Consider the following 14,640-nt stretch of genomic DNA (forward strand, 5'->3'; position numbering starts at 1 on the left):
GTGCTGTCCGGTGTCCGGTCAGGTGCCGTGACCCTGGAGTGCCGCGCGGCCCTGGTCGGCCTTTGTATCCGGCGCGTATCAGGGAGCGCTTGGTTGTGCATCGGATCAGTGCGCCGAGCCACGGCGAAGGGGGGCCCGCAGGGCGTCGGGGTGCCATGGGCCGGCGACTGTCCGGGGCGGTGCCACCCGATCCGACCTGGTGATTCGCGGATGGAGGGGGCTATGGAGAGGGCCGCGGGGAGTGGGCCGCGTGTCCGCTGTGCGACGTGGTTGTCGCGATCGGTGTCTGCCGTATCGTTCCTTTCGGGTCGCCTGACCGCGCGTGAGTCGTGAGTGCGGCCGGGACCGCCGTCCCACCCGAACCACCCGAACAGGAGTCGTCCGCCCGTGTCCTCGCCCGCCCCGGCTCCGGCCTCACCGCGCCCTGTCCGTGTGCTGCTGGTGGAGGACGACGACCTGATGCGCCGGTCCTTCACCGTCGCCCTCGAACGCTACGGCTACCGGGTGAAGGCCGCGGCCGACGGGCTGACGGGGCTGGAGCTCTTCCGCGACGAAAGCTTCGACCTGCTGGTCCTGGACGTGATGCTGCCCGGTCTGGACGGGATCGGCCTGTGCCGCAAAGTCCGGGAGACCAGCTTGGTGCCCGTCCTGATGATGTCCGCCCGCGGCGACGGGCTCGACGTCGTCGCCGGTCTGGAGGCAGGCGCGGACGACTACGTGGTCAAACCCGTGGACACCTACGTGCTCGTGGCACGCATCCGCTCGCTCCTGCGACGGGCGACCTACCCGCCCGCCCCAGGACCCGAGCAGACCGCCGGCGGGGGGCCGTCACCGTCCGAAGGGGAGGTGCTGGCCCTCGGGGGCCTGACCATCGACACCGGCGGCATGGAGGTGTTCGTCTCCGGAAGCCCGGTGGCGCTGACCCCGACCGAGCTGAAGCTGCTGCTGGAGTTCGCGGCCCACCCGGGCATCGTGCTGGAGCGGCACACCCTGCTGCGCAACGTCTGGGAGTACGGCTGGGACGGCGACAGCCGGGTCGTGGACCTGTGTGTGCAACGGCTGCGCAGGAAGCTGGGCCGGGACCGGATCGAGACGGTCCGCGGCTTCGGCTACAAGCTCAGGCGCTGAGACCGGTGCGTCTCCTCCACCGGCTGTGGCCGGCCCGCGCCTCGCTGCGCTGGAAGATCGCCGTGCTGGCCGCCGCCACGGCTTGTCTGGTCGCGGGGGCGGTGGGTGTGCTGGTGCACATGTGGACCGCGCAGGACATCCGCGACCGGGCCGAAGCGCAGGCGTTCAACGGCGTGTACTCGGCCATGGACGTCTACCGGCGCACCGGAACGCTGACGGACGGCGCCGAGCTCGATCCGGCCGCGCTGCCCGCCGTACTGCGGCACCCGGCCGACGGCGACCGGCACACGGCCTACGACGGGCGTGTCGACGGCAATGTGGGGCCGAGTGTCTGGGCCGCCCAGCGGGTCGGCGGTCCGGGCAGCCGGGTGCTGGCCGTCCAGGTCAACATGAGTGCGGAGCTCTACGGGCTGCAACGGCTCGATGCGAGCATGGCCATGTCCTCGCTGGTCGCGCTCGCGGCGGCCGTGCCCCTGGCGGCCTACGGGGCCGGACTGCTCGGCCGTCGGCTGCGGCAGGTCTCCGAGACCGCGGGCCGGATCTCCGCCGGGGACCTGGACGCCCGGACGGGACCCACCAAGGGCCGCGACGAGGTGGCCGACATCGCCGCCACCGTCGACCTCATGGCCGACAGCCTCGGCCGACGGCTGCGCACCGAGCGCCAGTTCACCGCGGACGTGGCCCACGAGCTGCGCACCCCCGTCGGCGGTCTGCTGGCCACCGCCGACCTGCTGCCGCCCGGTGAGACGGAGGATCTGCTCCGGGCCCGGGTGCGCGATCTGCGCGGCCTGGTCGAGGACTTGCTGGAGATCTCCCGGCTGGACGCGGGCGCCGAACAGCCGGTCCACGCCCGTGTCCCGCTCGGCGCGGTCGTGTCCGAGGCCGTGGCGCGCACCGGCCTCGACACCGAGGTCACCGTCGCCGAAGCGCGGCGCGCAAGGGTCGCCACGACCGTGGAGACCGATCCGCGCCGCCTCGAACGGATCGTCGGCAACCTCGTCGTCAACGCCCACCGGCACGGAGAGGCCCCGGTGCGGGTCACCGTCGAGGGCCGCACGGTCGTGGTACGCGACCACGGCCCCGGCTTCCCTCCGGACCTGCTGCGCGACGGCCCGTGCCGCTTCCACACGGGCGCGAAGGAGCGCGGCACGGGCCATGGCCTGGGCCTGACCATCGCCCTGGGCCAGGCCCGGCTCCTCGGCGCCGAACTGCGCCTGGACAACGCCCCGGACGGCGGCGCCGTCGCCACCCTGCGCCTGCCGGACTGACCGTCGGCCCGTTCAGCCCGTACAGAACCGCCACCCCGTACAGAACTGCTACGAAGCGGCGCGGACGCCGATACACGGCGGCCCAGGTCCCGATACATTCCCCGGACACCCTTCGGAGTGCACCCTTGCGCACCCGAAGAGGAGTCCCTGTGACCGCCGATCCCCTTGCCACGCACGCGCTGCACCCGACGACCGGGATCGCGGCCGCGACCACCGGCCTGTCGAAGGTCTACGGCAGCGGCGACACCCGTGTCGTCGCCCTGGACCGTGTCAGCATCGCCTTCCGGGAGGGCGAGTTCACCGCGATCATGGGCCCCTCGGGCTGCGGCAAGTCCACCCTGATGCACTGTGCCGCCGGGCTCGACTCCGCCGGCTCCGGCTCCGTGCGCATCGGCACCACCGAACTGGGCACGCTCGACGACCGGCGGCTCACCCGGCTGCGCCGCGACCGGATCGGCTTCATCTTCCAGGCGTTCAACCTGCTGCCGACGCTGACCGCGCTGGAGAACATCACGCTGCCGCTGACCATCGCCGGACGCCGGCCCGACCGGCAGTGGCTGGACCGGGTGGTCTCCATGGTCGGCCTCTCCCAGCGCCTCGACCATCGGCCCGCGCAACTGTCCGGTGGGCAGCAGCAGCGCGTCGCGGTGGCCCGTGCCCTGGTCTCCCGCCCCGCGATCGTCTTCGGCGACGAGCCCACCGGCAACCTCGACTCCCGCGCCGGGGCCGAGGTCCTCGGCTTCCTGCGCGACTCGGTACGCGAGCTGGGCCAGACCGTGGTCATGGTCACCCATGACCCCGTCGCCGCCGGCTACGCCGACCGCGTGGTCTTCCTCTCCGACGGCCGCCTGGTCGACGAGATGGCACATCCCACCCCGGACCGGGTTCTGGACCGGATGGTACGCCTTTCCGGGAGGGACCCCCGGACGCCCGCTTCCGACGCCCGCCCACGCACCAGCTGACCCGCCCGCACACCCGCGCCGACCGGCCATCCGCCGCGCGCACCCATCCCTCCCGCACCTCCAGACTCCCGAAAGTCCCCCATGCTACGAACAGCTCTGCGCAACGTCCTGGCGCACAAGGCCCGTCTGGTCATGACCGCCCTCGCGGTCTGTCTGGGTGTCGCGTTCGTCTGCGGCACCCTCGTCTTCGCGGACTCCTCCGCCGCGGCCCACCGTGCCGCCGCGTCGAAGAACTTCGCGGGCATCGCGGTCAGCGTGACCCCCAAGGACCCGCCGCCGGGGACCGCCGCGGACCGGCGGACCGGCGTGCTCGACGACGCGCTCGCGCGGAAGCTGGCCGACGTGCCCGGTGTCGCCGCCGTACGGCCGTCCGTCGACGGCTCGGCCACCTTGAACGCCGCCGACGGCAGCCCGCTGCGGGCCGGCAAGGCATGGGCGAACCTGGCCGCCGCCTACGTACCGGGCGAGGACGGCAAGGACAGCCGCTATCCGCTGGTCAAGGGCCGCGCTCCCGGGAACGGCGAGGAACTCGCCGTGGACAGCGGCACCGCCGCCGCCGGCCGCTTCCGCATCGGCGACACGGTCACGTTGGCCACCGACGGCCCGGTCATGACCAAGCGGCTCGTCGGCATCGTCACCACCAAGGACACCCGGGTGACCGCCGGCGGCACCCTCGCCCTGTTCGACAAGGCGACCGCGCAGCGGCTGTTCGCCACCCCGGGCCACTACACCGGGATCGATCTGTCCGCCGCACCCGGCACCAGCCAGTTCGCGCTCTCCGACCGGGTCACCGCCGTGCTCCCGGCCGACTGGGCCGAGGCCACCACCGGCAGCGCCCAGGCCACCCAGCAGGGCATCCTCGTCGGCACCCTGATCCGGGGCTACGAGAAGCTGCCGCTGCTCTTCGCCGGGGTCTCGCTGTTCATCGGCTCGTTCCTCATCGTCAACACCTTCACCATGCTCGTCACCCGGCGCACCCGTGAGATCGCGCTGCTGCGGGCGATCGGCGCCTCGCGTCGCCAAGTGGTCCGCTCCGTCCTCCTGGAGGCCTTCCTGGTCGGTCTCGCCGCGTCGGCGGCCGGTTTCCCGCTCGGCCTCGGCATCGCCTCCGTACTGCCCGACGTGCTGAGCACCGGCACGGACACGTTGCCCCAGGGCCCCCTGGTGATCGGCCCGCTCCCCGTCGTGGCGGCACTCGGTGTGGGCGTGGGAGTCACCGTGCTCGCCGCGTGGCTGCCGTCCCGCGGGGCGGCGAAGGTCGCGCCCGTCGAGGCGATGCGCTCGGCCGGACAGCCGCCCTCCGCCGCCCGGTCCCGCGTCCGCGGCGTGGCGGGGCTGGCCCTCCTCGTCCTCGGCGGCGGCCTGCTGATCTCGCTCACAGGGGCGAAGGACGCCTCGGAGGAGAATCTGCAGAGCGCGCTGCTCGGCTGCGCCGTCCTCATCGCCGCCATGATCGTGCTGGCGCCGCTGCTCGCCGCCCCCGTGATCCGGCTGACCGGACGGCTGACCGGCCGCTTCGGGATCACCGGCCACCTCGCACAGCAGAACGCGCTGCGCGACCCGCGGCGTACCGCGGCCACCGCCTCCGCCCTGATGATCAGCACGGCGCTGGTCGCCGGGCTCGCCGTCATCGGCGAATCCACCGGGCAGGCCCTCGACCGCCAGGCCGCGGCCGGGCTCGGCGCCGACTACGTGATCAGCACCCGCAGCACCATGACCGGTATCGACCCGGCCGCCGTACAGCGGGTGGCCGGCACTCCCGGGGTACGGACCGCGACCGCCGTCACGGACTCCGCCCTGTTCATCGGCGGCGGTGTCCGGGACATCTCCGGCGTCGACCCCGACACCGTGGGCACCGTCATGAAGCTCGACTTCGTCAGCGGCTCCGTCAAGGATCTCGGACCGGGCCGGATCGCGGTCTCCAGCGCCCTCGCCCGGGAACACGGAGTGAGCGCGGGTGGCAGGATCAACGCCCGCATCGGCCGGAACCCGGACTTCGGGAAGTACACCGTCGTGGCCGTCTACAAGGACAACCCCGTCGCCCACGACGCGCTGGGCGCCCGTACCGAGGTGCAGCGGAACAGCTTCATGCCCCACTCCGTCCAGCGGATGCTCGTCCGCACGGACAGCGGCGCGATCTCCAGGACCACCGAGGACCGGCTGCGCGCCGCCGTGGGCAACAACCCGCTGCTGAAGGTGCAGGACCGGCAGGAGCTCGTCCGTGAGGCCGCCGGCACCATGGGCAACCTGCTGACCCTGATGTACGGGTTCCTCGCCATCGGCGTCGTGATCGCCTCGCTCGGCATCGTGAACACCCTGGCCATGTCGGTCGCCGAACGCACCCGTGAGATCGGTGTGCTGCGCGCCATCGGCATGGACCGCGCCGGTATCCGGCGAATGATCCGTCTGGAGTCGGTGGCCGTCGCCGCGTTCGGCACCCTGCTGGGCCTGGCGGGCGGGCTCTTCAGTGCCTGGGCGGTCGGAGCGCTGGCCAACGGCGCGATGGCGCAGTACTCCCTGGTGCTGCCCTGGGGGACGCTGCTCCTCGTGTGCCTGGTGTCCCTCGCGATCGGCGCGGTCGCGGCCGCCGTCCCGGCCCGCCGGGCCGCCGCCCTGAGCCCGCTGGAGGCCGTCGCGGAGGCGTGACGCACGGCCTCCGGCCCGTCGGGGCGCTGTCGGTCACGGATGGCCGACAGCGCCCCGACGCAGTCTCAAGTCCACGTGCCGCAGGCGTGGTTCAGCGGCACAGAGCCGTGTCCACGAGACTCTCCACACGCTTCATGACCGCCCCGTCGGCCGGCTGGGTGGTCACCGCGATGTCGACGGCGCGGCCCTTGCCGGTGACGCCGCCCCGGGTCTCGTATCCCGTGGTGCTGCCGCCGTGGCCCCAGTAGACGCCGCCGCACGACAGCGGCGTGCTCACGAGCCCCAGTCCGTAGCGGGCGCCGGAGGCGAAGGGGGCGCCGGCGGGGACGGTGGTGCGCATCTGGGCGAGCTGGGCCGCCGGGAGGAGGCGGCCGGCCAGGAGCGCGGTGAAGAACCGGTTGAGGTCGGAGTCGGTGGAGATCATCTGGCCTGCCGCCCACCCCCAGGAGGGATCAAGTTCCGTGACGTCGCGCAGGGGCGCGCCTGCTGATTCCCTGTCGTAGCCCTTGGGGTGGGGTTCCCGGATGGTCACGTCGCCGGGGGCGGGGAAGTAGGTGTGGCGCAGCCCGATGGGTTCGATGATGCGCCGGTCCATCTCCTCGGTGAGGGGGCGGCCGGTGACCTTCTCGATGATCAGGCCGGCCAGCACGTAGTTCGTGTTGCTGTACTCCCATTTCTTCCCGGGGTCGAAGTCGGCCTTGTGCTGGAGGGCGAGGTCGAGGAGTTCGCGAGGGTCGTAGTGCCGGACGTCGTCGCCGAGGTACTTGACGTAGTCGGGGAGTCCGCTGGTGTGCTGCAGGAGCTGACGGACGGTGATGCGGCGTCCGTCGATCCCCTCCCCGCGTACGAGGCCCGGCAGATAGGTGTCGACCTTGGCATCGAGGCCGATTCTCCCTTCACCGACCAGTTGCAGCACGACCACCGCGGTGAACGCCTTGGTGTTGCTGCCGATCCGCACCTGCCCGTCGACCGGCACCTTCGAGCCGGTGGCCAGGTCACCGACCCCCGCGGTGTAGGAACGGGTGCGGCCCTCACGGTCCTTGACGCTCGCCAGCGCGGCGGGCAGGCCGTCGGTACGCACCAGTGAGTCCAGGCCCTGCTGGACGGTGTCGGGCCTGGTGGCAGCGGACGGCGCGGACGGCGCCAGGGCACCCATCGCCATGATGCCCACGGCCGCGGCGGCCGCGGCGGCCGCGGCCGGCACGGCTCTGTGCCGGCCTCCCCTCCGTCCGGAAGAGCGGAACCTCTGCCATGTCTGCTCACGCACGAGCCAACTCCTACGGAATGGTCGGGGAACCAGCGGTATGTGCCAGGCCCAGCTTGTCCGGATGCGGCCGCCCGGGACGATCCTGCTACCCGCCCGGCTCCGGGTAGGGCCAACCCCCGGGGCAGGTACGAAGGGGCAGGGATGAACATCCCTGGCTGAACCGCCATCGCGACACGGAGGGCGGATTCCCGCCGATACCGACACCCGCAATGCATGCTATGTCCGTATTTGCGAAAATATGGAGGAGGCCCCGGTGTTTGTGACCACCCGGCAGTTCGACCCGCAGGGGTGAGCGGGCCCGGCCAGGGTGCGGCGCCGGCCCTGGAGCTGGACGACATCCAGGGCACCGTGCTGCGCCGTCGCCCGGACGACTATCACGGTGTCTACCTGCTGTACCGGATCGAGGACGCGGCCGCGACGAAGCGGTCGCTGCGCGAGGTCCTGCCGGAGGTCACCAGTGCGGTGGACTGGGAGCGGCCCCGCCCGTTCACTCTCAACATCGCCTTCAGCTACCGGGGGCTGGCCCGGCTGGGTGTGCCGCAGGACTCGCTCGCCTCCTTCTCCGAGGAGTTCCGGGTCGGCATGGCCGCCCGCAAGGAGGTGCTCGGCGACCTCGGTGCCAATGACCCCGGCAGCTGGGTCCCCCCGCTGGGCAGACCCGACGTGCACATCGGCGTGATGATCATCGCGGGGACCGTCGAGGGGCTGCGCGAGCCGGTGGACGCGGCCGGGCGGCTGGCCGGGGTGAGTCTTGTCTACCGGCTCGACGTCGGTGTCCCGGTCACCGGGCGCGAGCACTTCGGGTTCCGGGACGGCATCTCCAGCCCGTACCTGGTCGGCAGCGCCGATCGGCCGCTGCCCGGTCAGGACGCCGTCCAGCCCGGCGAGTTCGTCTTCGGCTACCCGGACGAGTCCGGGACGCCGCCGAAGGGGCCGGTCCCGGACGTGCTCGGCCGCAACGGCTGCTATCTGGCCTTCCGGCAGTTGCACTCCGACGTCGCCGGGTTCCGCCGGTACCTGCGCGACAACGCCCGCTCGCCCGAGGACGAGGAACTGCTCGCGGCCAAGGTCGTCGGTCGCTGGCGCAGCGGTGCGCCGCTCGCGCTGGCGCCGGACCACGACGATCCGGAGCTGGGTGCCGACCCGATGCGCAACAACGACTTCCGCTACCACGACGACCCACGGGGCCTGCGTGTGCCGCGTGGCGCCCACATCCGGCGCGCCAACCCGAGGGACGGCCTCACGGACACCGTGGTCGCGACCGGTATCCACCGTGTGCTGCGACGCGGTGCCGCGTACGGCCCGCTGCTGCCCGACGGCGTGCTCGAGGACGACGGCGCGGAGCGCGGGATCATCTTCGTCTTCATGGGCGCCAGCCTGTCCCGGCAGTTCGAGTTCGTGCAGCAGGTGTGGCTCAACGGCGGTGACTTCGCCGGTCTCGGTACCGAGCGGGACCCGCTGGTCGGCAACAACGACGGCACCGGCGTGCACACCATCCCGGCCAAGCCGGTCCGCCGCCGGCTCAACGGGCTGCCCCGGTTCGTGACCATGCGCGGTGGCGAGTACTTCTTCCTGCCCGGCCTCCCCGCGCTCAAGTGGCTCACCACGCTGCCCGACCCGGACGGGGACCCGTCCGCCACACGACCCTCATCGAGACCGGAGGACGACAGGTGACGCCATCCGAGATGAACTTCACCCCTGTGCGGTACTCACCCGATGCCGTGCCACCGGAACCGGACTTCGACCGTCATCTGCGACAGGTCATCGACGTCGTCGAGGGCTTCGAGAAGGGCTCGGTGGAGGGCGAGGGCGAGAACCGCGCGGTCCGCTTCGCCCATGCGAAGGCGTACGGACTGGTGCGCGGCACGTTCGAGATCCTCGACGGCGTCCCGCCCGAGTACGCCCAGGGCGTCTACGGCAGGCCCGGGACGCACGACGCGCTGGTCCGCTACTCCAACGGGCTGTCCCACCTGGGCGCCGACCGGTTGCTCGGCAACGTCGTGGGCATGGCCACCAAGGTTTTCGGGGTGGACTCCATCACCACCCTGCCGGACGAGTCCGTGAGCCGCACCATGGACTTCAACATGATCAACGGGCCCATTTTCTTCTGCAATACCGCGGCCCACTACACCTTCCTGTCGAAGCTCTTCGTCGACCTGCCGAAGTACCGGCTCGACGGCCGCCGGGGCAATCACCGGATGTACTACGACTGGGTGACCGGGTACGGCACGCTGCCGCCGGAGGAGTGGGCCTGGGACGAGCTCGGCGCGCTGCTGCGGCTGGGCGCGCGGGCCCGCTGGCAGAACCTCCTCCTCAGCTCGTTCTTCTCCATGGGCGCGGTGCGCCATGGCGACCACATCGCCAAACTGCGCATCCGCCCGACGGACAGGTCGGCGGCCGGCGTACAGGCCCGTGACCTCGACCCGACGAGCCGGGACGAGGTCTTCCGGCCCGCCCTGATCGGCGAACTCGCCCGGTCGGACTGCGAGTTCGACTTCCAGGTGCAGCTGTGCGCGTCCCTGGAGACCATGCCCGTCGACGACCTCACCGTCGAATGGGAGGAACACGAGTCCCCGTTCGTGACGGTCGCCAGGCTTCGCTTCCCCCGTCAGGACATCGGCGGCGAGGACAACCTCGCCGCCGCCGACGCGCTCTCGTTCACGCCGTGGCGCTGCCCGCCGGAGCACGTGCCGATCGGCCCGATCCAGGCCGTCCGCAAGGAGGTGTACCGGCGCTCGTCCGTGCTGCGTCACGAGCTGAACGGCCAGCACCGGGCCGAACCGGCCGCGGCGGCCGACGTGCTTCCCGACCGGCCCTGACGTCTCCTGACGTCTCCTGTCGAAACCTGTCGAAAGGGAACCCGGATGTACGACTTCGACCCGTCGACCTACCGGCCGATCTCCCCGGATGTACCGGTCGAGGAGATCGCCAAGCACTTCCAGAGCCCCCGCACACAGACCGACGGTGTGGGCCTGCGCGCGGTGAACCGGTCCGAGTTCACCCTGCTCGCACCGGTCGTCCAGCCCACCGGGCCCGCCGTCTTCCTGGAGCGCGCCGAGAAGGCCTGCATCGAGGCGCCCTACTGGGAGAGCCGTCTCGGGACGGTCCACGACCTGCGTGTCGCGCTCGTCGACGACGGCCGGCAGATCCTGTTCTGCGCGACGTACAGCGACGAGTTCAAGCCCTACGTCGTCGACGTCATCCGCTTCGCCACCCCCTGGATCGACTACATGTTCACCGACGTCGCGGTCGGCTACCCGGGCCTGGCCTCCGACGACGCGATCCCCTACATCGCGAAGTACCAGGTGCAGGCCAACGTCTGGTACGGCGGCCCGAACCCGGAGGCCAGCCCCAAGGACATCGCCAAGAGCCTCGCGGTGGCCGCCGCGTTCGACAACCTGCTGGACGCCGCCCAGGACTGACCGCCCCGCCCCGCGTTCCTCGGAGGGTACGGCTCCGGCGATCCTTAGGGCCTGTCTGATGGGTCGGTGACGAACCGAGACGAGAACTCGTTGGCTACCGTCAACATGCATCGTAGACACATGCGTTGACCTCGCTTCTGTAGTCGGGTTGAAGCGCGAACCACCTTGGCAGGGGTTCGGCCGCATGCAGCAGGGGACGTTCGGCCGCGGACACCGGTCCCCGAGACCGGGCTCGGGGTAGAGACGCGGAGGGCCCCGCACGGAACCGGGAGGCCGGGGGTTCACGTGCGGGGCCGCGCTCACGAGGTGGGGGCTGTCAGACTCCGGTCAGGGTGTATGTACCCGTTCCGTCCTGCCGGCCGCTGGAGTACTGGCGGATGAGTTCCCCGTCCGCGTACCGGTCGTGGCCCATCATGGAGCCGGTGTACTTGTTCTGAAGACCGATCTTCGTGCTGCCGGGTACGTCGCGGTAGATGTAGAACCGCTGGAGGTCGTCCTCCCCGCAGGTGGCCGTCGTCAGGTAGCCCTGCTCCTGGTTGGCGATGTTCGCCGGGATGGTCGCGCATCCGCCGTTGCCCCAGTTCCACAGGGACGCCTCGATGACGCCGTTGTGCTCCGTCACGTTGCACAGGCGCCAGTTGTCCAGGTGGGCGCTGGTCCAGTTGGATTCGCGCAGGCGGATGCCGTCGTTGGCCAGGAGCGGTGCGCTCCAGTTCAGGGGCTTGCCGGGGACGTCGATCTTGTAGGCGCCGGGCTGGCAGTCCAGGGCGGCGCGCAGGGCGGGCTTGGCGGCCTGGGTGGCCTTCATGCTCTGGGCGGCCTTGGCGGCCGCTGCGGCGTTGTCGGCGTCGTGCTTGGCCTGGTCGGCCTTGGCCGAGGGGACGGGACCTGCCGGGTGCTTCGCGGTGGCGGCGGGGGAGCCGCAGTCCAACAGGCCCTGCGCCTTGCGCATGATGCTGTTGGCAGGGACCTTGTCCTCGCAGCGCACCGCGCCCTCTTCGAGGGTGGTGTACGTGGTGTAGGACCCGGTGTCGGGGCCCTCAACCCACTTCAGTCCGCCCGCATCCGACCGGTTGCAGTTGAGGCTCCCGTACGTACCCGTGACCTTCTTCGTGCCCTCGTACAGGCCGTAGTAGCCGGGCTTGCGGAAGTCCCACGAGATCGACTTGTTCGTGGTCGAGGTGTGGGTGTAGTTGACCTGCACGTTCAGGCCGAGCATGCCGCCGACCATGCCGAGGGCCTCGACCTGGAAGTTGCCCTGGATGTTGCCGTTGACGCCGACGGACACCGAGATGGTGTCCTGGACACTGGTGTCCACGCTCTGCGAACCGGTCGAGCCGTCGGTGACATACCAGCCCTTGAAGTGCGTGATGGTGGGGGCGACTTCGGTGCTCTTGATGATCGGGTGGCGGGTCCCGAGATCGGCTGCGGTACACGTCTGGCCGGGCTGGACCATCTGCCCGGCGGCGAGCGCGGCCGGGGTGGCGGCGGCCGGGGTGGCGGCCAGGCCCACGGCCGCCGTCGCGGTGGCTATGAGCGCTCCGAGCCCTCTGCCCAGGCGGGTTCCTGTGCGGCGCATCGTCGTTTCCCCCTGCTTGTGTGTGGCCTGTGAGGTGAGTGTGAGTGAAACTAGCGCCGCCGGGGGCGGCAGATATAGACCACAACTGGCCAAATAGGATCAAGAACTGTCGTGTTCTCGGTTGGCATGAACGGGAGTTGCCCGGTTCCATACCTTCGGTGCGCCCGCCAACGGGCCACCGACGGAAGGGACCACCTTTTGAAACACGTCAGACGCTGCGTGGTGGCACTCGCCTCGCTCGCTCTCACCCTGACCACCCTCACCACAACGGCGCAGGCCGCCACGCCCCCGCCACCGCGCCCGGCCCCCGCCACCGCCACCGCCACCGCGCCCCCGGCCGCACCCGGCAAGACCTGCGGCCTGGTCGAGCCCGGGACCAAGGCCTACAAGGAAGGCGCGGTGAAGTCCTGCATCGAGGTCCGTCCCGGACCGGCCCGGACCGCCCCCAAGCTCCGTATTCCGGTGACGGCTTGCACCGGGGACAAGGGGTACGCCTCGACCCGGCACAGCTACTGCCTGGAAGCCACTGTCGACTACACCCTCTACAGCAAGGACGCCAACACCGGCGCGGAGGTGGAGATCGGCAAGTCCACCATGCACATAGCCCAGCACGCTTCCCTCGATTCGCGGGGGGCGTCCTGGAAGGAGCAGGTGGAAGCTGCGGTCGTCCAGGGGACGCCCACCATCGGCGAAATGATCTTCGAGTTCGAGGCCTCGTGCTCGGGCCAGTGCACGCTGGCCAACCGCAGGATGCGCTCGAACATCGGCATTGGCGAAACCAAGACGGCCGCCTTCACCTTTCAGACCACGGTCGGCAACAACGCACAGACCGAGATCGTGCCGTCCTACCATCTCAGCGCGTACTCCACCAAAGAGAACGACCCCAGCGGGCACCACGAACTCGACAACCGGTGGAACAACCCCAACACGCTGCGCTGTGACCAGGCAGTCAGCAAGGACGCGAACACCGGCTGCATCGTCATGGGGAACATGGCCGATGTGAAGATCTCCATTGCCAAGTACGGTGCTGCGGCCATCACCTACCAGTGGGCGCAGAACACGCTGATCGGCGGCAACTTCGGAACGCCGGGCCACACGCTGATCCGGTTCCGGGACGACGACGGCAAGATCAGGGACCGTAACCGCTACCAGTCCTGCGAGGCCGCCCCGAACCCCTTCAAACCCTTCCTCGTCACGGCGGAGAAAGACTCGTGTGACGAGTTCCCGTTCGCCGCGACCGCGCAGGGCGGCACCAACGGAAACCTGTGCTCGGAGATCCAGCCGTGGTTCAACTCCGCCACCGGCCAGTGGGAAGTCAAGCTGCTCAGGTATCCGGGGCCGATGGTGAACTGCGTCCGCAGCCATGTGCCGATCAGCCAGAATACCGGCGCGGGCAGCGAGTACGGCAACGCCGTCCTGTCCGAACGCATCCTAGACGGCGAGAACTTCACCGTCACCATCACCGACTAGGTTCCGTCTGACGGGTCATGCACGAAGCCACAGGCGTATGGCCGCAACGGTCACAGTGCCGTAGAAGACATAGGCCCGCTTCTCGAACCTCGTGGCAACTGCCCGGTTGATCTTCAACTTCCCGGTCAGCCGCTCCACTTCGCTCCTGCGAACGTAGCGGGCCTTCTCAAAGCTGGTGGGCCGGCCGCCTCGGCTCCCACGGCGCAAGCGATTGGCCTGCTGATTCCTCGGCTCAGGGATGGTGTGCTTGATCGGTCGGCGCCGCAGGCAGCGGCGGTTGTGCCGAGAACTGTAGGCACGATCGCCGCTGAGGTGGTCCGGGCGGGTGCGCGGGTGCCCGCCCTTCGACCGCGGGACGCGGATACGATCCAGGACCGGAATCATCTGAGGCGCGTCGCCCCATTGTCCGGGTGTGACCAGCAGGGCCAGGGGCCGCAGGCCGCCCTCACCAACCAAGTGGATCTTTGTGGTCAGGCCGCCGCGGGAGCGGCCAAGACCTTCATCGTTCCGGCGGTGGGCTGGCCGGGCTCGTCTGCCCGGTACCGTCGGGGGCCGGTGACGGGCACCCGCAGCGTGTTGGTGGGCCCTGCAGATCGTCGAGTCCGCGCTCGCCATTGACCAGTCGATTCGCCCCTGCGCATCGGCATCGGCTTGCACGGCTCGCGGAGCATTTCCCATGTGCGGTCCGCCGTCCAGCGGCGATGCCGGTCGTATATCGTCTGCCACTTACCGAACCGGGATGGCAGATCGCGCCACGGGATCCCGGTCCGCAACCGGAACAGAATCCCGTTGATCACCCTGCGGTGACACTTCCAACGGCCGCCCCGCCCCACGTCTCTTGGCAAGTACGGCTTCAGCCTGGCCCACTCCGCGTCCCTGAGATCTTCGTCACCGACCC

General features: G+C 70.5%; 11 protein-coding genes. 8 read left to right on the forward strand and 3 right to left on the reverse strand.

The features are described from left to right. Window positions 1–387: 387 nt before the first annotated feature. The 4 genes from cseB to ACWD4A_RS04535 all read left to right on the forward strand — a co-directional run bounded on the left by cseB (window position 388) and on the right by ACWD4A_RS04535 (window position 6,004). Window positions 388–1,128, forward strand: a complete 741-nt coding sequence (gene cseB, locus ACWD4A_RS04520; protein WP_451189447.1) for a two-component system response regulator CseB — start codon at window positions 388–390, stop codon at window positions 1,126–1,128. Beyond that, window positions 1,125–2,396 (forward strand): sensor histidine kinase, encoded by a 1,272-nt coding sequence (locus ACWD4A_RS04525; RefSeq protein ID WP_451189631.1) that lies wholly within the window; start codon window positions 1,125–1,127, stop codon window positions 2,394–2,396. The genes cseB and ACWD4A_RS04525 overlap by 4 nt, the downstream gene beginning before the upstream one ends. A gap of 149 nt (window positions 2,397–2,545) precedes the next feature. Continuing rightward, window positions 2,546–3,358, forward strand: a complete 813-nt coding sequence (locus ACWD4A_RS04530) for an ABC transporter ATP-binding protein (protein WP_451189450.1) — start codon at window positions 2,546–2,548, stop codon at window positions 3,356–3,358. 81 nt (window positions 3,359–3,439) lie between these two features. Next, on the forward strand, window positions 3,440–6,004 hold the full coding sequence (locus ACWD4A_RS04535) for an ABC transporter permease (RefSeq protein WP_451189453.1): 2,565 nt from the start codon (window positions 3,440–3,442) through the stop codon (window positions 6,002–6,004). Window positions 6,005–6,095: 91 nt separating this feature from the next. Here ACWD4A_RS04535 and ACWD4A_RS04540 read toward each other — a convergent pair whose 3' ends face one another. Next, a complete protein-coding gene (locus ACWD4A_RS04540; protein ID WP_451189632.1) occupies window positions 6,096–7,166 on the reverse strand; it encodes a serine hydrolase domain-containing protein in 1,071 nt (356 codons plus the stop codon). Window positions 7,167–7,559: 393 nt separating this feature from the next. Between ACWD4A_RS04540 and ACWD4A_RS04545 the strand changes: the two genes are divergently transcribed. From ACWD4A_RS04545 to ACWD4A_RS04555, 3 genes are read left to right on the forward strand one after another with little or no spacing between them, the layout of a single operon-like run. After that, entirely contained in the window at window positions 7,560–8,945 is a 1,386-nt protein-coding gene (locus tag ACWD4A_RS04545) for a Dyp-type peroxidase (RefSeq protein WP_451189455.1), read from the forward strand. Window positions 8,946–8,956: 11 nt separating this feature from the next. Further along, window positions 8,957–10,090: a catalase family protein gene (locus ACWD4A_RS04550; RefSeq protein WP_451189456.1), complete on the forward strand. Its 1,134-nt coding sequence runs from the start codon at window positions 8,957–8,959 to the stop codon at window positions 10,088–10,090. 45 nt (window positions 10,091–10,135) lie between these two features. Next, window positions 10,136–10,693, forward strand: a complete 558-nt coding sequence (locus ACWD4A_RS04555; RefSeq protein ID WP_451189458.1) for a hypothetical protein — start codon at window positions 10,136–10,138, stop codon at window positions 10,691–10,693. A gap of 316 nt (window positions 10,694–11,009) precedes the next feature. On the opposite strand, the gene ACWD4A_RS04560 is transcribed toward ACWD4A_RS04555, so the two are convergent. Next, window positions 11,010–12,272 (reverse strand): hypothetical protein, encoded by a 1,263-nt coding sequence (locus ACWD4A_RS04560; RefSeq protein WP_451189461.1) that lies wholly within the window; start codon window positions 12,270–12,272, stop codon window positions 11,010–11,012. Between the two features lie 198 nt (window positions 12,273–12,470). Between ACWD4A_RS04560 and ACWD4A_RS04565 the strand changes: the two genes are divergently transcribed. Further along, window positions 12,471–13,742, forward strand: a complete 1,272-nt coding sequence (locus tag ACWD4A_RS04565) for a NucA/NucB deoxyribonuclease domain-containing protein (RefSeq protein WP_451189463.1) — start codon at window positions 12,471–12,473, stop codon at window positions 13,740–13,742. Between the two features lie 15 nt (window positions 13,743–13,757). On the opposite strand, the gene ACWD4A_RS04570 is transcribed toward ACWD4A_RS04565, so the two are convergent. Continuing rightward, window positions 13,758–14,599, reverse strand: a protein-coding gene (locus ACWD4A_RS04570) for an IS5 family transposase (protein WP_451189634.1) whose coding sequence is annotated in 2 segments (ribosomal slippage) — window positions 13,758–14,407 and window positions 14,407–14,599 — 843 coding nt in all. Because the reading frame shifts where the segments join, the coding sequence is not laid out codon by codon here. Between the last annotated feature and the right edge of the window lie 41 nt (window positions 14,600–14,640).

It is taken from the genome of Streptomyces sp. NPDC002537 (assembly GCF_053594975.1).